This is a genomic window from Rhizobium sp. TH2, from assembly GCF_024707525.1.
Classification (GTDB): Bacteria; Pseudomonadota; Alphaproteobacteria; order Rhizobiales; family Rhizobiaceae; genus Rhizobium_E.
Genome location: NZ_CP062231.1, coordinates 3180010 through 3206126 on the forward strand (window position 1 = coordinate 3180010; position 26117 = coordinate 3206126).

A 26117-nucleotide genomic window follows, 5' to 3' on the forward strand; every position below is an offset into this window, starting at 1 on the left:
TTTGACCCGGTTCTCGGGAATAAACCGCCACCTTCATGTTTCTCATCTCCAGGCCGGACGAGGACCCCTCGCCGCCGCCGAACATCGGGAGATCATCATGCGCATCAGAACAATCCTGCCGCTCATCTTTCTGGTCAGCGCCAGTTTCGCTTTCGCGGCCCCTGCCGTGACCACGGTCAAATCAGAGAAGGGCGACGTGCTTGCCGGCGAAAACGGCATGACGCTCTACACATTCAAGAAGGACGAGAAGGGCGAGTCCTACTGCAACGACGACTGCGCCAAGGCCTGGCCGCCCTTCATGGCCAAATCCGACGACAAACCGGATGGCGCCTACACGATCATCAAACGCGAGGATGGTTCCATGCAGTGGGCCAAAGATGGTATGCCGCTCTACTATTGGGTGAAGGACACCAAGAGCGGCGACGTAACGGGTGACGGTTTCAAGGGCGTTTGGGATGCCGCAAGGCCATAGACCTGACGATGGCAACGGGGCTGGCGGACCGCCGGCCCCGCAGAGTTTCGAAGGCAGGATCATGGCGCTCCTGCCCGATCTCAGGCGCTATTCCAGAAGCCTGACCCGCACCGATGCCGATGGCGAGGACCTGCTGCACGACAGTGTCGAGCGGATACTTTTGGCGCGCGCGACGTGGTCGGGGACCAATTTGCGCGCATGGGTGCTGACCATCATGACCAATCTCTACCGCAACGGCACGCGCCGCGAGCGGCGCTTCCCCTCGGTGGAGATCGAAAATGCCGAGACCCTCCAGGCAGCCGACGCGTTCGGCGACCCGCAGCAGCGCATCCGGCTCGCCCGAGCACTCGATGCGCTGTCACCCGAATTCCGCGCCGTGCTGATGCTGGTGGTCATCGAGGGCTATTCCTATACCGAGGTCGCCGAGATCATGAAGACGCCTGTCGGCACCGTGATGTCGCGTCTTTCGCGCGCCCGCGCCGAGCTTTCCCGGCTCCTCGCCGCCGACAATATCATTCCGCTCCGGAGGTCCGAATGACTGACGCTGCAAACCCGGTCACCGAAGACGACCTCCATGCCTATGCCGACGCGCAGTTGTCGAATGGCGAACTGGCCCGCGTCGAAGCCTGGCTGCGGGATCATCCTCACGACGCGGAAAAGGTCCGGCAGTGGCAGGCCCAGAACTGCATGATCCAGACGCTGTTCGAGCCCTATCGTGCGGCAAGCCCCGGCGATACCGAGCTTTTTGCTTCAGCCGCGGATATTGCCCCGGCCCCGGCTTCCAGTCCATGGCGTATGCGCGGCCTGCAGGTCGCCGCCGGCATCTGCCTCTTCGTGCTCGGGGCGGTAACGGGACATTTTGTGCCCTTCGGCAACGCCGACCGGGCCAATGCGGATGCCGGCCTGCACCAGGAGGCAAGCTCGGCATTCCTCATCTATGCAAGCGAGGTTCGCCACCCGGTCGAGGTCAAGGCCGACGAGAAGGATCACCTCGTCAAATGGCTGAGCAAGAAGCTCGGCCACCAGCTGGCCGCGCCCGATCTTTCAGCCCGCGGCTTCAGCCTCGTCGGCGGCCGGCTGGTGCCGGTCAACGGCAAGGCCGGCGCGCTTATGATGTATGAGGACGCCGCCGGCAAACGGCTGACGATCCTTGTCGGCCAGAGCGAGGCCAATGCGATCACCAGCTTCCGCTTTGCGGCGCAAGGCTCCGTCGAAACATTCTATTGGATCGACGAAAAGCTCTCCTACGCCGTCACCGGAGAAATCCCGCGCGATGTGCTTCGCCGCGTGGCGGATGATTGCTACCGGCAGTTCGAGACGCTGTGATAAGTCTGGACTCTTGCGCCTTGTGACAACCCGGCCCTATTCTGGCGCTCATCGCAGCATCGGAACCGACAGCCATGACCGCTATTCCCACCGTCATATTCCCCAACCACGCCAAGGTGCCCGCCCTCGGTCAAGGAACCTGGAACATGGGCGAGCACGTATCCGAGGCGGGGCGCGAGATCGACAGCCTGAGAGGCGGCATCGACCTCGGTATGACGCTGATCGACACGGCCGAAATGTATGCCGAGGGCGGTGCCGAGCGCATCGTCGGACAGGCAATCAAAGGCCGCCGGGACGATGTCTTCCTGGTCTCGAAGGTCTATCCCTGGAATGCCAGCCGCCAGGGCACGATCGACGCCTGCGACCGAAGCCTGACGCGCATGGGCGTCGACAGGATCGATCTCTACCTGCTCCACTGGCGCGGTGAACATCCATTGGCCGAGACGGTTGAGGCCTTCGAGACCCTCAAGACATCGGGCAAGATCGGCGCCTGGGGCGTCTCGAATTTCGACACGTCGGATATGGAAGAACTCGTCTCTGTACCCGGCGGCGAGACTGTCGCGACTAATCAGATCCTCTATAATCTCGCCCGGCGCGGCCCCGAATTCGATCTCCTGCCCTGGTGCCGGAACCGAAACATCCCCGTCATGGCCTATTCGCCGATTGAACAGGGTGCACTCGCCAAAAACCATGATTTGATCCGCATCGCCAAGGCCTACCAGGCGACATCAGCACAACTGGCGCTCGCCTTCCTCATCCGCCAGGGAAATGTCATCGCAATCCCAAAAACATCGAGTGTTCATCGCGCGAAGGAAAATCGCGACGCCGTCGCTCTTCAAGTAGCGGATGAAGACTGGGCCGCACTCGACGCCGCCTTCCCGCCGCCGAACAGAAAAAGGCCGCTGGAGATGATTTGAATTTCCTGCGGCCTCAGACACTTACAAAGCCAACTTGAATCACATTCCCTGCGGACCGCGGTTCATCGCGGCGATGCCGGTGCGGCACACCTCGTTCAGCCCGAGCGGCTGCATGATGGCGATGAACTGGTCGATCTTGGTCGACTTGCCGGTGATCTCGAACACGAAATGGCTGACCGTGGCGTCGATCACCTTGGCATGGAAAGCCTCGGCAAGCCGGAGCGCCTCGACTCGGAGATCGCCGGAACCCGCCACCTTGATCAGTGCCAGTTCGCGTTCGATCGGCCGCTCCTGGCCGAATTCGCGCGCCCGGACCGTCAGGTCCACGACGCGATGCACCGGCACGATGCGTTCGAGCTGCGACTTGATCTGTTCGAGCACATGCGGCGTGCCGCGCGTCACGATCGTGATGCGCGACAGATGCGACGAGTGCTCCGTCTCCGAAACCGTCAGGCTCTCGATATTATAGCCTCGGCCCGAGAAAAGCCCGATTACACGGGCGAGGACACCGGGTTCGTTATCGACGAGCACCGAGAGCGTATGGCCCTCGGCGGTCTCCGTTTCCTTTGCGATGAAATAGGCCGAACCGCTCGGCTGTAGGTGCTTGTTCATTTCGTTTCCTGCCCCGTATTTTCTATTGCGCCAGTTCGACGCTGATTTCATTCATATGGCGATTGGCGAGTTTGACGAGATCGCGGTCGAAGGTCACGAAGCCGTCGGCATCACTCGCGCTTACGACATGAAGTGCGTCTCCGAAATCCATGCCTTGCCGGAAAGCCGCGATCGCTACAGCCACTTGGGCCGCGCATTCCAGGTCAATCCGATCGATCTCCAGCATCGACAACATCATTCGCACGACGTCTTGCCGTTTGATCTTCAGCGCTGTCCTGAGAACCCACTCGGTCTCCAGCAAGACGCTCTTGCTGACATAAATCCGACCGGACGACAGCAAAGCCTCTGCGTAACGTGCCTCCGCACCGGGCTCCTCCGCCAGCAGACGAGCGAGAATGTTGGTGTCAACGGCTGTTTTTTTCATTCCACCGCCGCACGGCCTCTTTTGAGATAGCCTCGTTTATCATTTCGTCTGTGAGCGGTGGACCGTCATACTTAGGTCGCCGAGCGAGAAACTCTTCCACTGTGAGCGTCTTTTTCGGCTCAACCGCCGGCTGCTTGTCCACCAGCTTCAGCACGATCTGTCTCTGCCCACCGGATACCTCAAGTTCCACCTCGCCGCCGATCCCATGTGCCTCCAGCAGTTCTTTCGACAGAACGAACTCGCCTTTGGCCGTTGCTTTGATCGTTGTCATCTACATCTCCTGAAGCCGGGCGGATATTGAAGTGATCATACCCGCCCGCCCAGCCTTTATCAAACCAACTGCCGGCCCTTGGCGTCGATCGCGTTGGCGACCGCTTCGTCGGTGGCTTCATCCGGCAGCAGCATCTCGTTATGTGCCTTGCCCGATGGAATCATCGGGAAGCAATTGGCGAGGTTGGCGACGCGGCAATCGAACAGCACCGGCTTCTTGACGTCGATCATCTCCATGATGGCGTCATCGAGATCATCAGGCTTTTCGCAGCGTATGCCATGGCCGCCATAGGCCTCGGCGAGCTTGACGAAATCAGGCATCGCCTCGGTATAGGAGTTCGACAGCCGGTTGCCGTGCAGCAGCTGCTGCCACTGGCGCACCATGCCCATATACTGGTTGTTGAGGATGAAGATCTTGATCGGCGCATTGTACTGCACCGCGCAGCTCATCTCCTGCATCGTCATCTGCACCGAGGCGTCGCCGGCGATATCGATGACGAGGCTGTCGGGATGGGCGATCTGCACGCCGAGCGCCGCCGGCAGGCCGTAACCCATCGTGCCGAGGCCGCCCGAGGTCATCCAGCGGTTCGGCTCGTCGAAATGATAGAGCTGTGCGGCCCACATCTGGTGCTGGCCGACTTCCGTGGTGATGTAGGTGTCGCGATCCTTGGTGAGCTCATAGAGGCGCTCGACCGCGTATTGCGGCATGATCACATCCTTGCTGTGCTTGTATGCAAAGGAGTTGCGCGCGCGCCATTTGTTGATCTGCGTCCACCAATCGTCGAGGCGCGATTTGTTCGCGGTGCGGGCGTTCGCCCGCCAGACGCGCAGCATGTCCTCGAGCACGGAGGCACTGTCGCCGACGATCTTCACATCGACGCGGACCGTCTTGTTGATCGAGGACGGATCGATATCGATATGGATTTTTCGCGAGTTCGGCGAAAACGCATTGATGCGGCCGGTGATGCGGTCGTCGAAGCGCGCCCCGACACAGAGCATGACGTCGCAATCATGCATCGCCATGTTGGCTTCGTAGGAACCATGCATGCCGAGCATGCCGAGCCAGGCCGGACCGGATGCCGGATAGGCGCCGAGCCCCATCAGCGTCGAGGTGATCGGAAATCCGGTAAGTTCGACCAGTTCGCGCAGGAGCTTCGCCGCGACCGGGCCGGAATTGACCACGCCGCCGCCGGAATAGATGATGCCGCGCTTGGCGCCGGCCATCATCGCGATGGCCTTCTCGATCTCGCCGGGATCGCCCTGGATCCTGGGCTGGTAATGCGCTTCCATCGGCACGTTGTCGGGCGCCTGATAGGTGCCGGTCGCGAACTGCACGTCCTTCGGGATATCGATGAGCACGGGGCCCGGCCGGCCGGACTGGGCAATCCGGAAGGCTTCATGGATGATCTTGGCAAGCTGGTTGACGTCCTTGACCAGCCAGTTGTGCTTGGTGCAGGGCCGGGTGATGCCGACGGTATCGCATTCCTGGAACGCATCGGAACCTATCAGCGACGACGGAACCTGGCCGGTGATGCAGACGAGCGGGATTGAGTCCATCAGCGCATCCTGCAGCGGCGTCACCGCATTGGTCGCACCGGGGCCCGAGGTGACGAGCATGACACCGACCTTGCCGGTCGAGCGGGCATAGCCTTCTGCCGCGTGGCCGGCGCCCTGCTCATGGCGGACAAGGATGTGCTCGACGTCGTCCTGCTGGAAAATCTCGTCGTAGATCGGCAGAACCGCTCCACCCGGATAGCCGAACACATGCTTGACGCCATTGTCCCTGAGCGCCCTGAGAACGATCTCCGCCCCCGTCATCTGGTTATCGTCTTTGCCCGTCATATCTGTATTCCTTCCCGTTGGCCGTCGCGATATCAAGTTTCAAGGCATAAAAAAAGGCCCCCGGAGGAGCCTCGTCTAGCGCATGGGAGCTTTCGCCGGATGGTTACACCATCCTGCCCATGCGCCTACCCACTACAAGAATCTTTGCAAAAGTTTTCATGGCGCGCAGAATTAGTCAGAAACTCGCGATCCGTCAATCGAAAAATGCGCGCAGGCAAGCCGTTGGAAAAACTGTCTTCCAAGTTTGACAATTATCATGGAACTCCAGGATATAGTATTGACTTTATTAGTACATGCATGAATTACCGGCTGGGAGCGGAGCCAGCATGAACACAAGCGACAGTATAATCGACCGGATATACGAGGCGGCACTGGTTCCTGAAATGTGGAGTTCGGTCCTTGAGAGTTTGTCCGTTTTGGCGGGCGCCACGGGCGGACTTCTTCTGTCGGCGCGCGATCATAAGGCCAACCGGACCATTCTTACCGACTCGTTGAGGGAATTCTATGACCGTGCCACCAGTGAGGGCTGGTGGGCGCGCAATTCACGCGGCAAGCTCCTGCTGACGCTGCCCGCCAACGAATTTCACTCCGATGCCGATCATTTCTCGCCCGAGCAGATGGCGCGCGAGCCGCTCTATCGCGATCTGCTTTGGCCAATGGGATTCGGCTACGCGACGGCCACGCATATCCAGGTGCCGAATGGCGATACGCTGATCCTCTCGCTCGAACGGCCACTTGAGCGCGGGCCTGTAGAGCGGCAGGCGGTGGAGAGCCTCACCGCGCTCAGGCCGCACATCGCCCGGTCGGCGCTGCTTGCGTCGCGCCTCGCCTTCGAGCGCATCCAGAGCGCCAATGAAGCATTCGGCTTGACAGGGCTTCCCTCCGCCGCGATCGATGCACAGGGTCAACTCATCGATTGCAACAACCTCTTCGAAGGCCGCCGCGACCAGGCATTGATCGGCGCCGGCAACAAGGTACGGCTGGTCAATGACGATGCCAACCGGGTGCTTGAGCAATGCCTCGCTGCCATCCGTGCCGGCGGCCCTACCCTGCGCTTCGCCAGCCGTTCGATCGCGCTTCCCCGCACGGAGGGCGGCGACGCTGCTGTTCTTCACCTCGTGCCGGTGCGCGGCTACGCGCGCGACATCTTCACGGCAGCCGCCTATTTCATCATCCTGACACCGCTTGATGGCGACCGGCTTGCGCCGATCGAACTGATCCAGGGACTGTTCGATCTGACGACGATGGAAGCCAGGGTGGCCCGCGCCCTTGCCACGGGAAAAGACATCGACAACACCGCTCAAAGCTTCGGCATTTCGCGCGAAACCGTGCGCGCCCACTTGAAAAACATCTTCTCGAAGACCGGTTTTTCCCGCCAGACCGACCTTGCCGCTGCAATATCGCTTGTCAGGACGATCGAGTGACACCATCTATTGCTCATGGTTGAATTTGCACGCCCCGCAGTGTGCACTCGAAGAGATTGAATGGCGAAGATCAACGAACATCTGCCCGGCGACTGCCGCCCGATCGCGCACATCCTCTCGCGCGTCGGCGACAAGTGGACCATCCTGCTTCTCAACGTCCTCGGCGACAACACCATGCGCTTCAAGGACTTGCACCGTGCAGTGCCGGGCATCTCCCAGCGCATGCTGACGGTTACCGTCCGCAATCTCGAGCGCGATGGCCTGGTGGTGCGCACGATTTACCCGACAATCCCGCCCAAGGTCGAATACGCGCTGTCAGATCGCGGCCGGTCCCTGCGTTGCGCCCTCGTTCCCATTGCCGATTGGGTCACGCGGAACAGGGACGGCATCGAAGAGTCCCAGCAGCAATTCGACAATTCCATCAATGGAAATTCTCAAAGCCCTGAACCCGCACGATATTCGATGCTTACCTCAAAGTAAGTCACATCTGAAAAAGTGCCGTCTTGTCCCGCATCTTGGTTACACATAGTTCTCTGCTTACCATTCGTAAGCAAAGGAAAATGCAATGGGACACAAGCCTAAAATCGGTATCATCGTCGGAACCACCCGCCAGGGGCGCTTCGCCGACGGCCCAACCAACTGGATCGCGGCGATTGCCGGCAGGCGCACCGACGCCGAGTTCGAAGTGGTCGATCTGCGGGATTATCCGATGCCCTTCTTCGAGGAAATGGGCTCGCCGTTCTACGTCCCGCCACAGAACGAGATTGCCCTGAAATGGGCGGCCAAGATGGATAGCCTCGACGGCTACATCTTCATCACCGCAGAATATAATCACTCGGTCAGCGGCGTGCTCAAGAACGCACTCGACTATGCCTACAAGGAATTCAATCGCAAGCCCGCCACCTTCGTCGCCTATGGCGGCACCGGCGGTGCCCGCGCCGTCGAGCATCTGCGCCACATCCTCGCCGAGCTCCAAGTGGCGTCGCTGAAATTCCCGGTCCATATCGGCATGAACGAAATGCTCGGCATCATGCGCGAGGGAAAGACGATGGCCGACTATCCCTATCTTGACGACACCGCCGAGAAGATGCTCGACGAGCTTCTCTGGTGGACCCATGCCCTGAAGACCGCCCGCGAATCCGCCGACATCCGCGCGGCCGCATAACAAGACGGCCGGGAGGCGATGGCGGTTCGCCTCCCGGACGCGATCATGCAGGTGAGGTCAGTCAGGCCTGCATCGTCTGCATCTTGGCCATGTTGGCCTTGATCTCTTCTTCGCTCAGTTGCTCGCCGGGCGTGGAAAGAGACCAGCTATGGCCGAACGGATCCTCGAGCACGCCGTAGCGATCACCCCAGAACTGGTCCGCGACGGGCATGATTTCCTTGGCACCGGCCGCGATCGCCTTGGCGAAGGCTGCATCGACGTCATCGACGATCATATGGACGGTCACGGGCGTCCCGCCGATAAGCTTCGGACCCTTTGCACCCCATTCAGGAAACTCGTCCATCAGCATCAGCATGGAATCGCCGAATTTCATGGACGCGTGCATGATCTTGCCGCTTTCACCATCCATCCGCATGCCTTCCTCGGCGCCGAAAGCTTTCTTGTAGAACTCGATTGCGTCAACGCAATTGGCGCAGACAAGATGTGGGGTCAGCGTATGCATGCCCTGCGGCACGGACTTCGTCGAAATCGTCATGGCTCTCCTCCTTTTGAGCTATCTGAACATACCAACTGGTCGGTATCGGTCAACCACTTTTTCAAGTATGGCTCACGACCAGTGACAAAAGATGGCAGCATGCCTCTGCGCCATTTCGGTACACTTGTGCCGAAACAGCTTGTTAACTCGGGATTGCTAAATTGCACTTTGCCTGCGCCCACGGAGTACCGCGTTGTTCAGCAGAGATTTGCAAAACTCCCCGTCCGCCGGGATTCAGGAAAGACGCGACGCAGTCCAGCAGGCACACCGCTTCATCGGCAATGTGATTGCCTGCGACGGGGCGCATGCGACCGTCGCTGCGTCGATCGGCTCGTTCGAGGAAGCCGAAGCGGATCTCTGGTCGGTCGGGCGTCTTGTCACCATTCTCGTCGGAAAGAACCGCGTGATCGCACTGACGCGCGCCATGCAGACATCCGCCGCGCAATGGACGGAAGACTCTTCGAACGCCTTCAAGGTCGAGCTTGAACTGCTGGGTGAAGTCCGCGTCTCTGACGACGGCCGCGAACAGTTCTCCACCGGCATCACGACCTATCCCTATCTCGGCGCCCGCGCGCATCAGATCCGGTCCTCCGACCTCATGAAGATCTATGATCGCGGCGCGCTCGAAACCAGCGTCATTGGCAAGCTCAGTCAGGATGGCAGCATCGACGCTGCAGTCCACATCCCTTCCATGCTGTCGAAGCATTTCGCGCTGGTCGGCTCGACCGGTTCCGGCAAGTCCACGGCCGTGTCGCTTCTGATGAACAAGGCGATAGAGAGCGATCCAAAACTGCGCATCCTGATCCTCGATCCGCATAACGAATTCGCTGCCGCCTTCCCCGACAAGGCCGTGGTGATCGACACCGACAGCCTCGACCTGCCCTTCTGGCTTTTCCGCCTTGAGGAACTCGCCGAAGTTCTCTTTCGCGGCCGTCCGCCCATCGTCGACGAACTCGACGTGCTACGTGACCTCATCCCGGAAGCCAAGCGCGCCTTCCGCGGCAACGAGAGCCTGTCCAGCCGTCGCAGCAGCGAGCGCAACGGCGTCACGGCCGACACGCCCGTTCCCTACCGTTTCGCCGATCTCATGGCATTGATCGACGAGCGTATCGGCAAGCTCGAAGGCCGCTCGGAAAAGCCCTATCTGCGCGCGCTGAAACTCCGCCTGGCCGCCGCGATCAACGATCCGCGCTACCGCTTCATGTTCTCCTCGAACACGATCAGCGACACGATCAACGAGACAATCTCCCAGATTTTCCGGATTCCCGGCGATGGCAGGCCGATCGCGACGCTGCAACTCGCCGGCATTCCGTCCGAAGTCGTCAATTCGGTCGCTTCCGTGCTCTGCCGCATGGCCTTCGAAATCTCGCTCTGGTCGAATGGTGCCGTCCACATTCTCGTGGTCTGCGAAGAGGCCCACCGCTACGTGCCGTCCGACCCCACGCTCGGCTTCTTCCCGACGCGCCAGGCGATTGCCCGCATCGCCAAGGAAGGCCGCAAATACGGCTGCTCTCTGGGGATCATCACCCAGCGCCCGGGCGAACTCGACCAGACCATCCTGTCGCAGTGCTCGACCATCTTCTCGATGCGGCTCTCCAACGAACTCGACCAGGACATCATTCGCAAGGCCATTCCAGGCTCATCGATATCGGCGATGAATTTCATCTCATCGCTCGCCAACGGCGAAGCCATCGCATTCGGCGAAGCGCTTCCCGTGCCGATGCGGCTCAAGTTCGAGCGCGTCAAGGAAAGCGTCCTCCCCCGCGCCCATGGCGCCGAGGTGAAGGAAGGGATCGACGATCCCTCGACCATCAATCTCGGCAATGTCATCGAACGGATGCGCCAGAGCGCGGGTCCCGATATCTCGGATTTCCAGTCGCGCGTCTCCGCAGCCGAGGCAACCGTGCAGGAAGCGGTCTTGGGCGGCATGCAATACGGCACGCCGATCGACGACGAAGCGCCGCTTCAACCCCGGTCGGAATTCTCCGGTGACCTCGAACCCTATAATCCCGGCATGCTTCCCGGCTCGGCGCGCACCGCGCCCCTGGGCGAAATCACGCGGCAGGACACCCGGATCGATCGCTACAGCGCCCTTTTCAAGAACTCCTCAGCCGACAACGGCGCCCGTTCCGTGAGCGCTGAGCCCGCGCTCTACCAGCCAAGCCAGACCCTGCGCGAGCGCCTTCTCTCCAAGTCGGGCAGCAGCCTCCTCAAGAAGTGACACTCGAGGCTTGCAGGTGCTTGTACATGAAGGTCGCACCATCCATCCGCTCTGACACCGTATCGCGGCAGTAGCCCGGTATCACCCCTGCCGTGAGATAGCCGAGCGAGGCATAAAGCGGCTCGGCCTTGTCGCCCGTACGGGTGTCGAGCGTGATCAGGCTGCGTCCCAGCTCTCCGGCAACCCTCTCGATCTCCGCCATCAGGATGCGCGCGATGCCGCGATTGCGGAAATCCGGATGCACCATCAGCTTGCGCAATTCGGCACGATGGTGCTGGTTCGGCGGCATGTCATGATCCAGCTGAACCGTACCGGCGATCCTACCTTCAAGCCAGGCCACGAGCATGACCAGTTTGCCACCTTCGAGCGCAGGCAGGACTTTCCGCGTCCAGAAATCCGCGGCGTCTTTCATGTCGTAGGGCAGCATGAAGTTGATGCTGGCACCAGCCTCGACGCTGGCATGCAGAATGCCGGCGAGGCCAGCGAGATTGTTCGTCAAATCCTCCGCCCCGAACCGCACGATTTCGATGGATGGTCTGGTATCCATGTGTTCCTCACACCATAAAGAGAAGGTATCTCGCGCCGCAGTCATCGGGGGTCGCGAATTCCGTTGCGCCGTAGAGCTGGTAGCGCAGGCAATCCCCAGCGCTCAAATCATGCGCGCGGCCGCCGATCGTAAGCGTGAGCTGTCCCTCGAGCAGGACGAGATGATGCTCAAGCCCGGGCTTCGACGCCTCCGGATAGATAATGCTGGTGCCCGGCGGCAGCGTGCCCTGGATCACCTCGCCAGCGAGCGCCGCGTTGGGCGGAGACACCGAGCGGCGTTCGAAGCCAGTCTGCGGATCGCTCCAGACCCATTGCTCATCGCGCCGCACGACGGGCGCGAACGCATCCTCCACCATCCGCATCAGCCGCGACATCGTCATGCCATAGGCCGCGCACAGCCGGCCAAGTACCGCCGCCGTCGGGCTGACCTCGGCGTTTTCGAGACGTGATAAAGTCGCCCGGCTGACGCCGCTGAGACGCGCCAGTTCGTCGAGCGAGCAGTTGCGCTCCGCGCGAAGGCTTCTAAGCCGCGTGGCGATCTGGTTGTCAAAAGTGCTGTCGTCGCTCGAAGAAAATCCCATATACGGAATATATTTCCAAATATGAGAAATGCAAGTGCGATGTGAAATTTCGTGGGACTTATTTCGCCGGGCAAAGCATCGGCAGCCCATCACGCGATGTCGCCTGGGAAAACTCATCGAACCGGAAGCGTAGCGTCCCGGGCACGCTCGAACGATAGATACCGAACTTGAAATACGGGCCTACGAGTTTTTCGTCGCCGCCCTGCTTCAGCGTCGCGCCGATATTGCCGCGCACGGACACAATCTTCTCGCCATTCGCCCAGATATCGATCTCACCCCTGCCCCGGGGTCCGCGTTCGTTGTCGCCACGACCCGGCTTGATGCGATAGATCATATCGACCCAACCCTTCCGGGGATCCGGTAGGACGGCGTCCTTCTCGGGAATGACCTCGATTTGTGAGACGAACTTGGGGTCGGCCAGACCGACAGACTTGGCGATCTCCGAACTTTGCGCAAAAGATCCCTTGTCCACCGGCGCGCCGGCGACATCGTCGGAGCGGGTTTTGCGCGCGAAATCTGACACTCTTCCATCGACGAGTTCCGTCGATTGAAGGCCCAGGACCGCGTTAATATCCTTCTCGTGTTTGTCGCCCGGCTTGGTGGCACTCGCTTCGACCGTCTGGACGTCATCGTAATTGCCTTCGGCCGACGCGACTACCCGCCGGTTGTCGTTGTCCTGCACGGTGATATGGAACACGCCATTGTCGAAGCGCTGCGCCAGCATCGGACTGCCATCGCCCGGCCCCTTCCATTGGCCGATGACAGTGCGGGCGCTGCCGATGGTGGGTATGTCGCCGTCTATCCGGAAGCTGAACCGATACCACACCTCCTGCCCGAATGACGGCCAGGACGACTTGGCGGTTCTGAGTTCCGCGCGCTCGCACGCATTGCCACATTGCTGGCCACCATCGCCTTCGCGCGCCGTGATCTCAATGGCCGAGAGCCCGCACCGGCTGTCCGGCACAAACGATATCTGGGCATCCGTGATCTGCTTCTTCGTCCACTTCGTCGGATCGAGCGAGCCGTTATCGAAATCATCCTTCAGCGATTGCGCGCAGGCACTGTCCGCGCACAATACTGCAATCGCGACTGCCGCGAGCGCAAGAATACGCATTTCTCCTCCCTCGATCCGATGCACGAGGATGCTGGCAATTCTCCCGTCCGCAGTATACTCGATCGGCGGCCTTGGGATAGTCATTCATCACCGATCAGTCGGATCCGATCCGCGTCCAGCTTTCATCCATCTGGTTGCGGAACCATGTCATCTGCCGCTTGGCATATTGCCGCGTCGCCGCCGACGCCTGGGATATGACCTCGACGCACGTCATCTCGCCCCGCAGCATGGCGGATATCTGCGGCACGCCGATGGCCTTCATGACGGGCAGCGCCTTGGGCAGATCGAGGGCCACCAACGCGCGCACCTCCTCGATCGCGCCACGGTCCAGCATGGTCTCGAACCGCCGGTTGATCCTGTCATGCAGCACCGACCGCTCCGGCTCGACGATGATCTTCATCGCCCGGCCCGGATCGATGATTGCCGCACCAGGCTTCTCCTGGAAGACGGAAATCGAGCGACCGGTCGCCTCCTTCACCTCAAGCGCCCTGAGGATCCGCTGACCGTCGGAAGGGTTCAACTGGTCGGCCATTTCAGGATCGCGTGCGCCGAGTTCGGCATGCAGTGCCCATGGTCCATCCTCGGCAAGCCGCGCCCGCCATTTTGCACGGATGGGTGCAGGTATCTCGGGCATGTCGGACAACCCGCCTGTCAGTGCCTTGAAGTAGAGCCCGGTGCCGCCGACGAAAACCGGAAGCTTGCCTCGCGCCCGCAAATCCTCGATCAGCGGCGTGACGGCCCGCATCCACTCGCCGGTGGAATAGGCGGTCGCGGCCGGGACCACGCCATACAGATGATGCGGCACGCCGCCCATGTCGTCGATATCGGGCCGAGCCGTCAGCACATGCAGCGTATCGTAGACCTGCATCGAGTCAGCATTGATCACCTCGCCGCCGTGTTCCCGCGCCAGTTCCGCGGCCAGAGCGGACTTGCCGCTGGCGGTTGGCCCGGTTATCAGGATCGCGTCCATTCTGGTCGAAGGAATTTTGTTCATGGCCCTCGTTGCCACGCTTATCGCCAATCCGTCAAATCCGAAGCTGACGCCCGCCCTTGCCGAAAAGGCGGCCAATGCCGTCAACGCCTCGGGCGTCTACTGGCTGGCGGATGGCGTCGCCTGCGACCTGCCCCTCAGGGACGAACCGGCCGCAGCCGAACAATTGGCGCTCCTGCGCGAAGCAGTGCGTGACGAACCGGTCGATGTCGTGGTCCAGGACGCCGAAACCCGCCGCAAGAAAATGCTGATCGCCGATATGGATTCCACCATGATCGGCCAGGAATGCATCGACGAACTCGCCGCCGAAGTCGGCCTCAAGGACATGGTCTCGGCGATCACCGCCCGCGCCATGAACGGCGAGATCGCCTTCGAGCCGGCATTGCGCGAGCGCGTCGCGCTGCTGAGGGGGCTCGATGTCTCGGTGATCGCAAGCGTCATCGAAAAGCGCATCACGCTCACCCCGGGCGGCATCGAGCTCGTCCGCACGATGAAATCGAAGGGCTACTACACCGCCCTCGTCTCTGGCGGCTTCACCAGCTTCACCCACCGCATCGCCGCCACGATCGGGTTCGACGAGAACCGCGCCAATGTGCTGATCGAGAAGGAGGGCAAGCTCATTGGTGAAGTCACCGAGCCCATCCTCGGCAAGCAGGCCAAGGTCGATGCCCTCAATGAAATCACCGCCCGCCTCGGCATCACGCCCGATGAGGCAATCGCGGTCGGCGATGGCGCCAACGATCTCGGCATGCTGCACCTCGCCGGCTCCGGCGTCGCCATCCACGCCAAGCCATCCGTGGCGGCGGAAGCGAAAATCCGCATCGACCATGGGGATTTGACGGCGCTGCTTTATTTGCAAGGGTATCGGAAGAGTGATTTTGTATCATGAAGACAAGCAATCCCGGCTTCTACCACCGCCAGATCGGCGATCTGATTGTCACCGCGATTTTCGACGGCATGGTGGAGGTTTCGCTCGAGGCCGTCACGAGCATCCCTCAGGATGAGGCTCGCCGCCTGCAGGACCAAAGCCTTCGCCCATTTCCACCGCTGTTGCCCACATCGATCTTCGCCGTGACGCGCGGCGAGGAGACAATCGTCATCGATGCCGGTGGTGCACCCGAACTCGATGCGGACCTGGGCCTCAGCCGCGCCAACATGCTCGCGGCCGGCATTGATCCTGATCGGGTTCGCGCCGTCCTCATGACGCATCTCCACACTGACCACTATGGCGGCCTTGTCTTGTCCGATGGTTCGGCCGCGTTTCCAAATGCCGAGTTGATCATGAATGCCGAAGAGCACCGCTCCCGCTTCGGAACTGCCGACGCCCCGCTCGCGCCTCCGGACTACCTGCCGCGCGCCATAGCGCCCTACACCAACCGTCTGCGGCTCATCGAAGGCGGAGCAATTCTTTATGGAATCGAAACGGTGTTCCTGCCGGGCCACACGCCCGGCCACACCGGTTGGCTTCTAAAATCTGGTGAAGAACGACTCCTCATCTGGGGCGACGTGGTCCATCTGCCCGCCATCCAGTTCAAGCATCCCGAGGCATCGATGAGCTATGACACCGACACGGCACAATCGGCAGCGAGCCGCCGGGGTGCCTTCCGCAGGGCCGCCCGCGAAGGCTTCCTTGCCGCTGGAATGCACATGGATTTTCCGTGCTTCGGTCATGTTGTCCCCGATGGCGACGCCTACCGCTGGATCCCGGAGCCCTACCGGCACACGCCCTGACACTCGTCGCGCGTGGCGGGGCGCGCCCTACTCTATCGGCACCGCCACCAGCCTCAACTCGCCCTTCTGGTTCGCCACCATGAGATAGGCGTTGCGCCGGTCATCAGCCTTCAGTTCGGTGATCTTACCGGCCACATCTTCGGGCGACTCCACGAAATCCTGGGCGATCTCTACGATCACGTCACCCTTGCGGATGCCCTTCTCATGCGCTGCGGTGTTGGCCGGCACATCCAGTACCAGCACGCCCTCGACGTTTTCGGGAATGGAGAATTCCTTGCGGTTCTCCGCCGTCAGCGGCGAAAGCGTCAGGCCAAGGGTTTCGGCTGGCGTAATCGGTGCGGTTTTCGGCTTGGCATCCTTGGGATCGACGGGGTCGATACCTTCCGGCTTGGCAAGCCCGTTATTCTCGAGCTGTTCGGCGAGCTTCTCGGCATCGCTCTTCTTGTCCTCGGCCGGCTGGCGCGACAGCGTCACCTTCAGCGTCAGCTGCTCACCCTTGCGGATCACCACCACGTCGAGCGGCTTGTCGAGCGGGCTGTCAGCCACGACGCGCGGCAAGTCGCGCATTTCAAGAATATCCAGGCCGTTGAACTTCAGGATCACGTCACCGGCAACGATCGGCCCCTTTTCCACCGGCCCGCCCTTGACGATGCCCGAGATCAGCGCGCCGCGCGGCGTCTCGAGCTTGAGGTCGGCGATCATGTCATCGGTGACCGGCTGGATACGCACGCCGAGCCAGCCGCGATGAACATCGCCGAACTCCCTGAGCTGGGCGACGACATGCGCCGCGATCTCGGTCGGCACGGCAAAGCCGATGCCCACGGAACCCCCGCCGGATGGCGAATAGATAGCCGTGTTGATGCCGATCACATCGCCAAACATGTTGAACAGCGGCCCGCCGGAGTTGCCGCGATTGATCGCCGCATCCGTCTGCAGGAAGTTGTCATATGGGCCGGCGTTGAGATTGCGGTTGCGGGCCGACACGATGCCGACCGACACCGATCCGCCGAGGCCGAAGGGATTGCCGATCGCCATCACCCAGTCGCCGATCCGCATCTTGCGGGAATCGCCGAGCTTGACGTATTTCAGCGGCTTTTTCGGCTCCACCTTGAGCAGTGCGATATCGGTCTTGGTATCGGTGCCGACCAGCTTTGCGGTGAGCTTGCCGCCGTTGGCAAAATTCACCACGATCTCGGACGCGCCCTCGATGACGTGGTTGTTGGTGACGATGAAGCCGGACGGATCGATGACGAAGCCGGAGCCCAGCGACGTCACCTTGCGCGCCGTATTGGCGCCCTCGTCATTGCGCTTCTTGAAGTAGTCGTCGAACAAATCCTGGAACGGCGCGTCCTTGGGCAGGTTGGGCGTCGGCACGCCCTCGTCGCCTTCAGCCTTGGTGTTCTGCGTGATCGATATGTTGACCACCGCATCCATCAGGGATTCCGCGAGATTGGCCACCGATTCCGGCCCATGCTGGGTCTGGTGCGCGGCCGCGGGCGTCTCCTGCGCAATGGCGTGTGATAGAGCCCCTGAAACCAGGGCCACGCCAAGCGCGATCGCTCCAAAACGGCTAGTCACCTTCGTCATATCTGTGCCTTTCAGCTTCAGAATCCACGGATCAGCCATATACCGAACACACCGATTCCCATGGCGATGATACCGCCAATCCTCAACTGGCTCTCAGCAAATTCAGGCAGCACCGCGGCGAGACTCTTCACAAAACCGGGAGCGGCTGCATAGAGCAGCCCTTCGATGATGAAAAAGAAGGCGAGCCCCGCCAGCAGGTCGTTCATTGCGCCTGCGCTGCCGGAACATCCGTCGCCGTCTTCGGTACTTCACTGTTGAAGTACTGGAAGAACTCCGAGGTCGGCGAAAGCACCAGCGTCGCGTCACCCTTGCCGAGTGCTGCGGCATAGGCCGTCATCGAGCGATAGAACGCATAGAATTCCGGATCACTGGCGAAGGCTTCGCCGAAGATGCGGTTGCGTTCGGCTTCGCCCTGACCACGCAGGATCTGCCCTTCCTTGCTGGCCGCGGCGAGAATCTCGATGCGGCCACGATCGGCGATGGCGGTGCGGCGCTGGGCGCCTTCGTTGCCGCGCGCCCGGATTGCCTCGGCCTCGGCGAGACGCTCGGCCTTCATGCGGTCGAAGGTCTGCTGCGAAACTTCCTTGGTCAGGTCCGTGCGGCGGATGCGTACGTCGGTGAGCGTCAGGCCCAGCGACTCCGCATCCTTGGTCAGGTCGCTGCGCACTTCCTTCATCATCGAGCCGCGCTCCTTGGAGAGTGCTGCTTCGAAGCCACGCAGACCATAGACCCGGCGCAATGCCGAATCGAGGCGGGTGCGAAGGCGCGATTCCGCCTGCGCCACGTCACCGGCGGCGACTTCACGGAACAGGCGGGCGTTGGAAATGCGATAGACGACGAAGGCATCGACTTCGTAGAACTTGCCGCCCGAAACCTGGACACGCATATTGTCGAGATCGAGCCTGAGTTCCTGGTTCGAGATATATTGAACCCGGTCGGCGTCGAGGAAGGCGAAGGGCAGCTTGAAATAGATGCCCGGATCCTTCTTGACGTCGGTGATCTGGCCGAAGCGGATCACGATCGCCTGCTGGCGCTGGTTGACCACGAAGAAGGACGAGTAGATCAGAAGCAGGATGGCGAGCACCACTGCGCCTGTTATGGCGATACGGTTGCTGGTCATTTCTGCGCTCCCTTCGTGTCGACGGGCTTGGTAAGCTCATTCAGCGGCAGGAACGGAAGCACGCCGTTGGTCGACTTGTCCGAATCCAGGATGATCTTCCTCGACGAGGACAGCACCTTCTCCATCGTTTCGATATAGACGCGCTTGCGGGTGATCTCGGGCGCCTTCTTGTATTCCTGATAGACGCTCAGGAACCGCTGCGATTCACCGAGCGCTTCCTGCACGATCTGGTTCTTGTAGGCAGCCGCTTCTTCACGCAGCTTCGCCGCTTCACCATTGGCCTGGCCGCGCACCTTGTTGGCGTACTGGTTGGCCTGTTCGATCATCTTGTCCTCGTCCTGTTCGGCACGCTGGACTTCATCGAAGGCGCTCGACACTTCACGCGGCGGCGACACGTCCTCGATCGAGACGGTATTGACCGAGATGCCGGCATTGTAGCGGTCGATCGTAATCTGCATCGCGTCCTTGACCTCCGCGGCGATCGCCTGGCGGTTGTCGCGGAAAATATCCTGTGCGGGACGGCGACCGACGACTTCGCGCATCACCGAATCGGCGACCTGTGAAAGCGTCTTGCCGGGTTCGGCGACGTTATAGAGATAGGCACGCGGATTGGTGACGGAGAACAGCACCGAGAACTCGACATTGACGATGTTCTGGTCGCCGGTCAGCATCAGGCCCTCGGCCTGCTGGCCGCCGGTCGATGTGCCGATCTTTTGCTGCTGTTCGTTGACATTGACCAGTTCGACTGTCTCGACCGGCCACAGCATGAAATGCAGGCCCGGGCCGGAAATATCGTCCTTCGGCTTGCCGAAGACGGATTCCACACCGCGCTCGTCCGGCTGGACGGTATAGATCGCCTGGGTCGCCCAGAAGGCAACGAGCAGTAGAAGCACGATGACGACAATGCCGCCATTGAACCCGCCGGGCAGGATTGTCTTCAGTCGGTCCTGGCCGCGCCGGATGATTTCATCGAGGTCGGGCGGGCCGCCATTGTTTCGCGGACGGTTCGGTCCCTGGCCCCATGGACCCTGGTTCTTGCCACCGCCGCCGCCACCCCAAGGGCCGCCGCCGCCATTCTGATTACTCCAGGGCATCCATACCTCTTATTTGATAAACTTCGAGCGGAAGGGAACCTCCCGCAGTTTCCCGAGACCGTTATAAGTATCCCGTTAGACGGTTTCAACGTAAGCCGCCAGAGATCAGCGCTTTTTGATCAAAATATGTTGAAGCAATTCAAACCCCGGCGGTTTTACGCCGGTAAGTAACGAAACGGGTCGGAAAGTCGTCCTTTTCACCAGCCGGCACATCCTCCGCCTCTCCGGCCTGCCAGATCGCGGAATCGATCTCCGGGAAGAAGGTGTCGCCTTCTATCGTCGCCTTGATATGGGTGACATGCAGGATCGTTGCGAGCTTGAGCGCCTCGCGATAGATGACACCGCCGCCGATGACACAGATTTCACCGACGCCGAGCTTCTCCGCTTCCGATCGCGCTCGTTCCATTCCATCCTCGAGCGAATGGACGACGATCACGCCCTCCGGCTTGAAATCGGGATTGCGGGTGATGACGATATTCGGCCGGCCTGGCAGCGGCTTGCCGATCGAATCGTAGCACACCCGCCCCATCACCACCGGCTTGCCCAGGGTCAACGCCTTGAACCGCTTGAGGTCGGTCGACAGCCGCCAGGGCAGCCCACCATCCCGGCCGATCACATTGTTCTCAGTGATCGCGACAACGAAGGAAATGTCTGGTGTCATACCGCCACGGGCGCCTTGATATGCTGGTCGGCCTCATAGCCCACGAGTTCGAAATCCTCGAACGTGAAGCCGAAAATGTCCTTCACATCGGGGTTGATCCGCATGACAGGCAGTTTCTTCGGCGTGCGCGACAGTTGCAGCTTCGCCTGCTCGAAGTGGTTGGAATAGATATGCGCATCGCCCAGCGTATGGACGAAGTCGCCCGGCTTCAGGCCGACCACCTGCGCCACCATCATCGTAAAGAGCGCGTACGAGGCTATGTTGAAAGGCACGCCGAGGAAGATGTCGCCCGAGCGTTGGTAGAGCTGGCACGAAAGCCTGCCATCGGCGACATAGAACTGGAACAGGCAGTGGCACGGCGGCAGCGCCATCTCATCGACCAGCGCCGGATTCCAGGCCGAGACGATATGCCGGCGCGAAAGCGGATTGGTTTTCAGTCCCTCGATCAGGTTCTTGATCTGGTCGACCGGCGCACCATCGCCCGGCGCCGGCCATGACCGCCACTGGGCACCATAGACCGGCCCCAGATCGCCGTTCTCATCGGCCCATTCATCCCAGATCGAAACCCCGTTCTCCTTGAGATAGCGGATATTGGTCTCGCCCTTCAGGAACCAGAGCAGTTCATGGATAATCGACCTCAGATGCAGCTTCTTGGTCGTGGTGACTGGAAAGCCCTCCCCGAGGTCGAAACGCATCTGGTAGCCGAACACCGAACGCGTGCCGGTACCCGTGCGGTCGCCCCGGTTCGAACCGCTATCCATCACATGCCTGAGAAGATCGAGATATTGCTTCATGGTTGCCGCCGCCAGATTCGTGGTCCTCATTATGCATCGCATGCAAAGCTAAATGAACGGGGCAACGAAAATTTTCCATGGTTTTGTCTTCCACACCTTGCGAGTTGCGGTCGGGCACTTGGTGGAGAACCGTTTCCGTCTGTCTCCCGCCCGCCGGAGCGCCTTGCGAGCCATATCGACCGAAATTGAAGCCAACCGAGATATTGGCGGGAACCCTTCGCCTCACCGGTCGTTTATTCGATTCAACCTCGGACATGGGAGACGACAATGAGAGTGAGCGAAATCATGACGCGGGACGTCCGCATGACCAACCCCAACCAGACGATTCGAGATGCCGCTGCCATCATGGCCGACATCGATGCCGGCGCGGTGCCCGTCAGTGATCACGACCGGCTTGTTGGCATGATCACCGACCGCGACATCGCGGTGCGCGCGGTCGCAAGAGGGTTGGGTACCGAAACGCCCGTCGGCGATATCATGACGGCTGATGTCAGATACTGCTTCGATGATGAAGACACCGAACATGTGCTCGACAATCTCGGCGACCAGCAAATCCGCCGGCTACCGGTGGTCAACCGCGACAAGCGCCTCGTCGGCATCCTGTCGCTAGGCGACCTGGCCAACCATGGCGGCAACAGCCATGCGGGTGCGGCCCTTGCCGAAATCTCGCGCCCCGGCGGCCAGCACAGCCAGACGCGAATGTAGGCCGCCAGCCCGTCGGAGTGAAAACGTTCTGTCGGTTCAAGCAAAGCCGCCGCCAATGAGAAATGCATCTCGTTCGGCGGCGGAGCAGGAGGTTCGCTCGATCACTGCAGATCGAAACTCGCCGCCGTCAGTTCCGGTGGCGTGCCGATGAATGTCGCGATCAACCGCGAACCGCCATTTGCTGATCCATTTACATCGAGGAAGAGCTTTCCCGTCTCGGTATTGTAGATCAGTCGGTCTTCCGCGCTCTCCGCCAGGCCGGTCGTGTTGGCAACAAAGAGTGCCGCATCCAACTCTCCCCCCCATACAGCCGCTTTGTCGTCGGCCCCGAAGCCTGGGCCGAACAGGCGCGCTTCGATAATGAGGAGATCGTTGGAGAAGTCGATTATCACGTCTCGGTCGGCTTTGTCAGGAGACAGGTAAAAACGATCCAGGTCAGCGCCGCCTGTCAGTTTGTCGATGCCCTTGCCGCCGACAAGATGATTGAAGCCATCCCCGCCGATCAGGATATCGTTGCCTGTGCCACCATCCAGGTCGTTGTCGCCATCGTCGCCAGTGATGACATCGTCGAACCTGCTTCCAATGACGTTCTCGAAACCTGTGAACTGATCGCCCTTGGCGTCTCCACCGCTGGCAACACCGTTTTTGAGGTTGATGGTCACGCCCGCGATTGAACTTGCATAAGAAAGCGTGTCGCTGCCAAGGCCACCGGCCAACGTGTCACCACCAATACCGCCCTCGAAGGTGTTCGAAAAGTCGTCGCCCGTCAGGATGTCGGCAAAGCGCGAGCCCCTGGCATTCTCGAACGACAGGATGACGTCGCCGGTTGCGTGACCGCCCTGGACCGTGTTGGTCAACAGATCGATCGCGACGGCTGCGTTCGATGCCGCATAGGAAAGCGTATCGCGTCCCTCGCCTCCGGCGAGCATATCCGCGCCCGCCCCGCCGGCGACCGTATCATTGCCTGTGCCCCCGTCGAGATTATCCACGTCGGCGCCGCCGTCGATCACGTCATTTGCTTCACCACCGGTGATCGTATCGCTGCCGGCGCCGCCACTCAGCGTGTCACTGCCGGTTTCCCCCAAGAGAGTGTCGTTGCCGTCGCCCCCGGCGATCTTGTCGTTGCCGTTTCCGCCCGAAAGCGTGTCGTTTCCGCTCGCCCCCGAAATCGTGTCGAAACCCAATCCGCCTTCGAACGTGTCCTTCTTCGAAGTCCCCTCGAACTTCTTCCGGGCGAGCGCGCCGTAATAATCGCCTGAAACGTCGAGCAGAGCTTCGGTGAAGCCTTCCTCCCCGGGTTGGCCGAAAAACCGGCTGACGATCTCACCCGTCTTCTGGTCGATGATCAGGTAGGTGGGATAGCCTTTGAGATCGACGCCGCGGATCAGGTCCACGGCCGTCTGCGCATCCCCGTTTGGAGTCACGACCGGGTCGGTAAGATCATATTTCACGCGCCACTGGTTTGCGTTGGCCGTCGTCGCAATTCCACTGTTGGCGTTCTCGAGAATGATCTCGACGAAGGTGAACCCGTCCCCGACATTTGCCATGACCTCCGGGAGCTCCGTGGCGGCAAACTGGCACGGTCCACACCATTGGGCGCAGAAGGTAAGGACCATCAGGCCCTTACCCTCCCCCCGCAATGAGAAGGCTTCGCCATCCGCATCCGTAAACGTCAGATCGGGCACCACTTCACCGACTTCGTCGAACGCACCGACGTCAACGAAATCGCCGGCGACCGGGGTCACGAACTCCGTGAGGTCTATTGCCGCGCCCGTTCCGGCCAGCGCCGCTTCCAGCGGTGTCGCGAGCACCTTCTGCTGGTAGAAGCCGGCGCCGATCTGTACTGTCTGTTCCGTCGAAGCAACGATGTCGATGTCGGTCGTACCAGGCAGCCGATGGAGCGCCTTGAACGGCATCGTGGAGGCGTCGAGGCCGGACACGAGGGCATATGCGACCCTCAGGTCGTACGCCGCCGCTTGAGCCTCCTCGGAACCATGATCCACCAGATGAAACAGACTCATGCCCTCGGACAGCCCCTCCAGCGGGCCGTCGTATCCATCGAGGCAGACGATGCGTATGTCGAGGTCGTGCCCGGCCGTCTGCGCCGCGGCCAGCAGGGCATTGGCCTGGGCGATCGTCGCCTGGGTCTGCGGCGGCACGTTGTCGCCATGGACGGCCCGGTCGAGCACGAAGACGATGGTTTCATGATCGCCGTCGAAGAGATCGTTCGCGGCAACCGCATCCCCGTTCTGGTCCGCAAGCGACAGTGCCAGAAGCCCAGCATGGAGATCGTAGTCGATACCCTGCCGGAATTCGGCTGCCCCGATATCGACCGTGCCATTGCTGATCCTATCGTAACCGCGCGCATCGTAGGGCCAGGGATCGATCGACGAAAGATCGCCGTCGAGATCAAGAAAATCCTGGGGAATCGCTGCGTTGCTTCCGGCATCGATCAGCACGCTGCCCGGGAGGATGCCAAGGGTCTGAACCGTTCCGCCATTGTCCGCGAGATTGGGGTCGAGCCCCGGTTGCCCGATATTGAGCAGGTTTGATTGGCTGGTGGTGATGATGGGACTCGTCGAAAATGCGCTATTGGTCGCCGAAACGAGCGTGCCTTCCACGTCATCCACAGTCGTGAAATCGGCTCCGCAAACATTGAGGGCAATCACCGAATTCGCGATCGTGATGGTCGATCCCAGATCACGAATACCGCCGCCGCCGCCTTCCAAGACAGATCCGTTGTTGTAAATGGTGCTGTTGTAGATATCCAGGTTGGAGGTCCAGGTGCTTATTCCTCCGCCCCCGTTCGCTGCATCATTCCAGTAGAATGTCGAATTGACGATCGTCGTGTCGCTGTCCGACATGAACAGGCCGCCGCCCTCCTCGCCGGAGAAATTGTGATCGAGGAGCGAGTTGACGATCTCCACCTCCGCGCCATAGGCCCTGATCGCGCCTCCGTAGGAATCGGATTTGCTATTCTGGATCGTTGTGTCGAGAATGGTCAGCTTGCCGATATCCCATGCGCGCACCGCGCCACCATGATCGGCCGAATATCCGTTGGTCAGAGTCAGGCTCTTCAGCGCCACATCCGTCGTGGCACCGGTTATGTTGACGATGCGGCTGGCGTCGTTTCCGGAGATCGTGATGTCGGCCTCGTTGTCGCCATCGATATCACCGTCGATCGTCAGGTCGTCCGTGATCGCCAGTTCGGAAGACAGGACGATGGTCCCGCCGCTCACTTCCGCGGCAAACTTGATATTATCTGGAAGACTATCGGCATTGGCGAGCGCGATAGCCTCGCGCAACGACAGTACGCCGTCATTCTCATCGACCACGTCATCTGTCGTGGTTACTATATGCGTCGCCATGATATTCTCCCGCTCAGGAATACCGGCGCTCAGTCCCCCAGCGCGGGTGCGTTAAATTTCATTGAATCCTTCTGCCGACGAAAATCGGCCGGAAGATTATTTGTGTTAATGAAGTAATTGAGGTTTTTTTGTTTGAGCGCACAATATACAAACTCGTTGTGGTTGCAAGCCAGCAAGATTGGACGATTGGCATCGAAAAGTCCTGCCGTCCACTTTGCAAACCACTCGATAATCCCTATATAGGAAGTGCCGGCTTGCCGGATATGGTGATAAACGAGCGGTGAAATAAACCCATTGGACCCGGGGGCGGTACCCGGCGCCTCCACCAGAAACCGTTGCAACGGAACGGCTTCTGATGGGGGCGAAATAGGATCGACAAGGGCGTAAAGATCGTCTTTTTACTCGGCATTGTACCACCGTTATCGGGCTAACATTATAGTTGCAAACGACAACTATGCTGAAGCACGTCTCGCTGCTTAATCGCAGTGTGACACTTCAAATCAAGTCCTTGCGGGTAGCACTGTAAGGCGGGGTTCGAAGGCACCTGGCAACAGAAGCCTTCACTTTCTCTCGCTCTTGTTTACGGTTTTTGACGCCTTCTGGCCCTGTGGCGGCGC

27 protein-coding genes and 1 other RNA gene are annotated in these 26117 nt (G+C 60.6%); 12 read left to right on the plus strand and 16 right to left on the minus strand.

Annotation, left to right across the window (positions count from 1 at the left end):
* The first annotated feature begins 97 nt into the window (after window positions 1-97).
* The 4 genes from IHQ71_RS15735 to IHQ71_RS15750 all read left to right on the plus strand — a co-directional run bounded on the left by IHQ71_RS15735 (window position 98) and on the right by IHQ71_RS15750 (window position 2715).
* Window positions 98-472, plus strand: coding sequence for a hypothetical protein (locus IHQ71_RS15735; protein WP_258157404.1), 375 nt, complete (start codon window positions 98-100; stop codon window positions 470-472).
* A 61-nt stretch (window positions 473-533) separates the two neighbouring features.
* Window positions 534-1010, plus strand: coding sequence for an RNA polymerase sigma factor (locus tag IHQ71_RS15740; RefSeq protein ID WP_374989861.1), 477 nt, complete (start codon window positions 534-536; stop codon window positions 1008-1010).
* Window positions 1007-1798 (plus strand): anti-sigma factor, encoded by a 792-nt coding sequence (locus tag IHQ71_RS15745; protein WP_258157406.1) that lies wholly within the window; start codon window positions 1007-1009, stop codon window positions 1796-1798. The genes IHQ71_RS15740 and IHQ71_RS15745 overlap by 4 nt, the downstream gene beginning before the upstream one ends.
* Before the next feature lie 74 nt (window positions 1799-1872).
* The gene (locus tag IHQ71_RS15750) at window positions 1873-2715 is read left to right on the plus strand and encodes an aldo/keto reductase (protein WP_258157407.1); all 843 of its coding nucleotides are present in this window, start codon (window positions 1873-1875) and stop codon (window positions 2713-2715) included.
* A 39-nt stretch (window positions 2716-2754) separates the two neighbouring features.
* On the opposite strand, the gene ilvN is transcribed toward IHQ71_RS15750, so the two are convergent.
* The 4 genes from ilvN to IHQ71_RS15770 are packed head-to-tail and all read right to left on the minus strand — an operon-like array spanning window position 2755 to window position 5863.
* On the minus strand, window positions 2755-3327 hold the full coding sequence (ilvN, locus tag IHQ71_RS15755) for an acetolactate synthase small subunit (RefSeq protein ID WP_258157408.1): 573 nt from the start codon (window positions 3325-3327) through the stop codon (window positions 2755-2757).
* A 22-nt stretch (window positions 3328-3349) separates the two neighbouring features.
* The gene (locus tag IHQ71_RS15760; protein WP_258157409.1) at window positions 3350-3751 is read right to left on the minus strand and encodes a type II toxin-antitoxin system VapC family toxin; all 402 of its coding nucleotides are present in this window, start codon (window positions 3749-3751) and stop codon (window positions 3350-3352) included.
* The gene (locus IHQ71_RS15765; RefSeq protein WP_258157410.1) at window positions 3732-4022 is read right to left on the minus strand and encodes a hypothetical protein; all 291 of its coding nucleotides are present in this window, start codon (window positions 4020-4022) and stop codon (window positions 3732-3734) included. Before IHQ71_RS15765 ends, IHQ71_RS15760 begins: the two co-directional genes overlap by 20 nt.
* Window positions 4023-4081: 59 nt before the next feature.
* Window positions 4082-5863 carry an acetolactate synthase 3 large subunit gene (locus IHQ71_RS15770; RefSeq protein WP_258157411.1) on the minus strand — a complete coding sequence of 594 codons (1782 nt, stop codon included), beginning with the start codon at window positions 5861-5863 and terminating at the stop codon, window positions 4082-4084.
* 326 nt (window positions 5864-6189) lie between these two features.
* Here IHQ71_RS15770 and IHQ71_RS15775 point away from each other — a divergent pair, with 326 nt between their 5' ends.
* The 3 genes from IHQ71_RS15775 to IHQ71_RS15785 all read left to right on the plus strand — a co-directional run bounded on the left by IHQ71_RS15775 (window position 6190) and on the right by IHQ71_RS15785 (window position 8452).
* Window positions 6190-7287: a helix-turn-helix transcriptional regulator gene (locus tag IHQ71_RS15775; RefSeq protein WP_258157412.1), complete on the plus strand. Its 1098-nt coding sequence runs from the start codon at window positions 6190-6192 to the stop codon at window positions 7285-7287.
* Between the two features lie 60 nt (window positions 7288-7347).
* On the plus strand, window positions 7348-7767 hold the full coding sequence (locus tag IHQ71_RS15780; RefSeq protein ID WP_258157413.1) for a helix-turn-helix domain-containing protein: 420 nt from the start codon (window positions 7348-7350) through the stop codon (window positions 7765-7767).
* Window positions 7768-7852: 85 nt separating this feature from the next.
* Entirely contained in the window at window positions 7853-8452 is a 600-nt protein-coding gene (locus tag IHQ71_RS15785) for an NADPH-dependent FMN reductase (RefSeq protein WP_258157414.1), read from the plus strand.
* A 61-nt stretch (window positions 8453-8513) separates the two neighbouring features.
* Here IHQ71_RS15785 and IHQ71_RS15790 read toward each other — a convergent pair whose 3' ends face one another.
* On the minus strand, window positions 8514-8987 hold the full coding sequence (locus IHQ71_RS15790) for a VOC family protein (RefSeq protein WP_258157415.1): 474 nt from the start codon (window positions 8985-8987) through the stop codon (window positions 8514-8516).
* Window positions 8988-9180: 193 nt separating this feature from the next.
* On the opposite strand from IHQ71_RS15790, the gene IHQ71_RS15795 reads away from it, so the two are divergent.
* Entirely contained in the window at window positions 9181-11208 is a 2028-nt protein-coding gene (locus tag IHQ71_RS15795) for an ATP-binding protein (RefSeq protein ID WP_374989862.1), read from the plus strand.
* On the opposite strand, the gene IHQ71_RS15800 is transcribed toward IHQ71_RS15795, so the two are convergent.
* The 4 genes from IHQ71_RS15800 to miaA form a co-directional block, all read right to left on the minus strand.
* Window positions 11198-11755 carry a GNAT family N-acetyltransferase gene (locus IHQ71_RS15800; RefSeq protein ID WP_258157416.1) on the minus strand — a complete coding sequence of 186 codons (558 nt, stop codon included), beginning with the start codon at window positions 11753-11755 and terminating at the stop codon, window positions 11198-11200. The two genes, IHQ71_RS15795 and IHQ71_RS15800, sit on opposite strands and share 11 nt — an antisense overlap.
* Before the next feature lie 7 nt (window positions 11756-11762).
* Window positions 11763-12335, minus strand: coding sequence for a helix-turn-helix domain-containing protein (locus IHQ71_RS15805; protein ID WP_258157417.1), 573 nt, complete (start codon window positions 12333-12335; stop codon window positions 11763-11765).
* Between the two features lie 58 nt (window positions 12336-12393).
* Entirely contained in the window at window positions 12394-13449 is a 1056-nt protein-coding gene (locus IHQ71_RS15810) for a polysaccharide lyase (RefSeq protein ID WP_258157418.1), read from the minus strand.
* Between the two features lie 94 nt (window positions 13450-13543).
* On the minus strand, window positions 13544-14443 hold the full coding sequence (miaA, locus tag IHQ71_RS15815) for a tRNA (adenosine(37)-N6)-dimethylallyltransferase MiaA (protein ID WP_258157419.1): 900 nt from the start codon (window positions 14441-14443) through the stop codon (window positions 13544-13546).
* Between miaA and serB the strand changes: the two genes are divergently transcribed.
* Window positions 14442-15329 carry a phosphoserine phosphatase SerB gene (gene serB / locus IHQ71_RS15820; protein ID WP_258157420.1) on the plus strand — a complete coding sequence of 296 codons (888 nt, stop codon included), beginning with the start codon at window positions 14442-14444 and terminating at the stop codon, window positions 15327-15329. The genes miaA and serB overlap by 2 nt on opposite strands.
* The gene (locus IHQ71_RS15825; RefSeq protein ID WP_258157421.1) at window positions 15326-16171 is read left to right on the plus strand and encodes an MBL fold metallo-hydrolase; all 846 of its coding nucleotides are present in this window, start codon (window positions 15326-15328) and stop codon (window positions 16169-16171) included. Before serB ends, IHQ71_RS15825 begins: the two co-directional genes overlap by 4 nt.
* Window positions 16172-16198: 27 nt before the next feature.
* Here IHQ71_RS15825 and IHQ71_RS15830 read toward each other — a convergent pair whose 3' ends face one another.
* The 6 genes from IHQ71_RS15830 to IHQ71_RS15855 all read right to left on the minus strand — a co-directional run bounded on the left by IHQ71_RS15830 (window position 16199) and on the right by IHQ71_RS15855 (window position 21427).
* A complete protein-coding gene (locus IHQ71_RS15830; protein ID WP_258157422.1) occupies window positions 16199-17758 on the minus strand; it encodes a Do family serine endopeptidase in 1560 nt (519 codons plus the stop codon).
* A 17-nt stretch (window positions 17759-17775) separates the two neighbouring features.
* Complete coding sequence (locus IHQ71_RS15835; protein WP_258157423.1) at window positions 17776-17964, minus strand: DUF2065 domain-containing protein; 189 nt, start codon at window positions 17962-17964, stop codon at window positions 17776-17778.
* Window positions 17961-18878: a protease modulator HflC gene (gene hflC, locus IHQ71_RS15840; RefSeq protein WP_258157424.1), complete on the minus strand. Its 918-nt coding sequence runs from the start codon at window positions 18876-18878 to the stop codon at window positions 17961-17963. Before hflC ends, IHQ71_RS15835 begins: the two co-directional genes overlap by 4 nt.
* A complete protein-coding gene (gene hflK / locus IHQ71_RS15845; RefSeq protein ID WP_258157425.1) occupies window positions 18875-19972 on the minus strand; it encodes an FtsH protease activity modulator HflK in 1098 nt (365 codons plus the stop codon). Before hflK ends, hflC begins: the two co-directional genes overlap by 4 nt.
* Window positions 19973-20111: 139 nt before the next feature.
* Window positions 20112-20633, minus strand: coding sequence for a dihydrofolate reductase (locus IHQ71_RS15850; RefSeq protein ID WP_258157426.1), 522 nt, complete (start codon window positions 20631-20633; stop codon window positions 20112-20114).
* Complete coding sequence (locus IHQ71_RS15855) at window positions 20630-21427, minus strand: thymidylate synthase (RefSeq protein ID WP_258162853.1); 798 nt, start codon at window positions 21425-21427, stop codon at window positions 20630-20632. The genes IHQ71_RS15850 and IHQ71_RS15855 overlap by 4 nt, the downstream gene beginning before the upstream one ends.
* 267 nt (window positions 21428-21694) lie before the next feature.
* Between IHQ71_RS15855 and IHQ71_RS15860 the strand changes: the two genes are divergently transcribed.
* A complete protein-coding gene (locus IHQ71_RS15860; protein WP_258157427.1) occupies window positions 21695-22132 on the plus strand; it encodes a CBS domain-containing protein in 438 nt (145 codons plus the stop codon).
* Window positions 22133-22233: 101 nt separating this feature from the next.
* Here IHQ71_RS15860 and IHQ71_RS15865 read toward each other — a convergent pair whose 3' ends face one another.
* Complete coding sequence (locus IHQ71_RS15865; protein ID WP_258157428.1) at window positions 22234-25500, minus strand: choice-of-anchor Q domain-containing protein; 3267 nt, start codon at window positions 25498-25500, stop codon at window positions 22234-22236.
* Between the two features lie 209 nt (window positions 25501-25709).
* Here IHQ71_RS15865 and ssrA point away from each other — a divergent pair.
* Window positions 25710-26065: a transfer-messenger RNA gene (gene ssrA, locus IHQ71_RS15870) on the plus strand.
* Window positions 26066-26117: the final 52 nt, after the last annotated feature.

What these genes read in the sequence shown, in the direction of transcription:
- IHQ71_RS15780 (WP_258157413.1), top strand. Translation starts at nt 7,348, where the DNA reads ATGGCGAAGATCAACGAACATCTGCCCGGCGACTGCCGCCCGATCGCG.
- IHQ71_RS15765 (WP_258157410.1), bottom strand. Translation starts at nt 4,022, where the DNA reads ATGACAACGATCAAAGCAACGGCCAAAGGCGAGTTCGTTCTGTCGAAA.
- IHQ71_RS15750 (WP_258157407.1), top strand. Translation starts at nt 1,873, where the DNA reads ATGACCGCTATTCCCACCGTCATATTCCCCAACCACGCCAAGGTGCCC.
- hflK (WP_258157425.1), bottom strand. Translation starts at nt 19,972, where the DNA reads ATGCCCTGGAGTAATCAGAATGGCGGCGGCGGCCCTTGGGGTGGCGGC.
- serB (WP_258157420.1), top strand. Translation starts at nt 14,442, where the DNA reads ATGGCCCTCGTTGCCACGCTTATCGCCAATCCGTCAAATCCGAAGCTG.
- IHQ71_RS15850 (WP_258157426.1), bottom strand. Translation starts at nt 20,633, where the DNA reads ATGACACCAGACATTTCCTTCGTTGTCGCGATCACTGAGAACAATGTG.
- IHQ71_RS15785 (WP_258157414.1), top strand. Translation starts at nt 7,853, where the DNA reads ATGGGACACAAGCCTAAAATCGGTATCATCGTCGGAACCACCCGCCAG.
- IHQ71_RS15805 (WP_258157417.1), bottom strand. Translation starts at nt 12,335, where the DNA reads ATGGGATTTTCTTCGAGCGACGACAGCACTTTTGACAACCAGATCGCC.
- IHQ71_RS15760 (WP_258157409.1), bottom strand. Translation starts at nt 3,751, where the DNA reads ATGAAAAAAACAGCCGTTGACACCAACATTCTCGCTCGTCTGCTGGCG.
- IHQ71_RS15810 (WP_258157418.1), bottom strand. Translation starts at nt 13,449, where the DNA reads ATGCGTATTCTTGCGCTCGCGGCAGTCGCGATTGCAGTATTGTGCGCG.
- hflC (WP_258157424.1), bottom strand. Translation starts at nt 18,878, where the DNA reads ATGACCAGCAACCGTATCGCCATAACAGGCGCAGTGGTGCTCGCCATC.
- IHQ71_RS15860 (WP_258157427.1), top strand. Translation starts at nt 21,695, where the DNA reads ATGAGAGTGAGCGAAATCATGACGCGGGACGTCCGCATGACCAACCCC.
- IHQ71_RS15835 (WP_258157423.1), bottom strand. Translation starts at nt 17,964, where the DNA reads ATGAACGACCTGCTGGCGGGGCTCGCCTTCTTTTTCATCATCGAAGGG.
- IHQ71_RS15825 (WP_258157421.1), top strand. Translation starts at nt 15,326, where the DNA reads ATGAAGACAAGCAATCCCGGCTTCTACCACCGCCAGATCGGCGATCTG.
- miaA (WP_258157419.1), bottom strand. Translation starts at nt 14,443, where the DNA reads ATGAACAAAATTCCTTCGACCAGAATGGACGCGATCCTGATAACCGGG.
- IHQ71_RS15745 (WP_258157406.1), top strand. Translation starts at nt 1,007, where the DNA reads ATGACTGACGCTGCAAACCCGGTCACCGAAGACGACCTCCATGCCTAT.
- IHQ71_RS15865 (WP_258157428.1), bottom strand. Translation starts at nt 25,500, where the DNA reads ATGGCGACGCATATAGTAACCACGACAGATGACGTGGTCGATGAGAAT.
- IHQ71_RS15800 (WP_258157416.1), bottom strand. Translation starts at nt 11,755, where the DNA reads ATGGATACCAGACCATCCATCGAAATCGTGCGGTTCGGGGCGGAGGAT.
- ilvN (WP_258157408.1), bottom strand. Translation starts at nt 3,327, where the DNA reads ATGAACAAGCACCTACAGCCGAGCGGTTCGGCCTATTTCATCGCAAAG.
- IHQ71_RS15830 (WP_258157422.1), bottom strand. Translation starts at nt 17,758, where the DNA reads ATGACGAAGGTGACTAGCCGTTTTGGAGCGATCGCGCTTGGCGTGGCC.
- IHQ71_RS15775 (WP_258157412.1), top strand. Translation starts at nt 6,190, where the DNA reads ATGAACACAAGCGACAGTATAATCGACCGGATATACGAGGCGGCACTG.
- IHQ71_RS15735 (WP_258157404.1), top strand. Translation starts at nt 98, where the DNA reads ATGCGCATCAGAACAATCCTGCCGCTCATCTTTCTGGTCAGCGCCAGT.
- IHQ71_RS15740 (WP_374989861.1), top strand. Translation starts at nt 534, where the DNA reads ATGGCGCTCCTGCCCGATCTCAGGCGCTATTCCAGAAGCCTGACCCGC.
- IHQ71_RS15790 (WP_258157415.1), bottom strand. Translation starts at nt 8,987, where the DNA reads ATGACGATTTCGACGAAGTCCGTGCCGCAGGGCATGCATACGCTGACC.
- IHQ71_RS15770 (WP_258157411.1), bottom strand. Translation starts at nt 5,863, where the DNA reads ATGACGGGCAAAGACGATAACCAGATGACGGGGGCGGAGATCGTTCTC.
- IHQ71_RS15855 (WP_258162853.1), bottom strand. Translation starts at nt 21,427, where the DNA reads ATGAAGCAATATCTCGATCTTCTCAGGCATGTGATGGATAGCGGTTCG.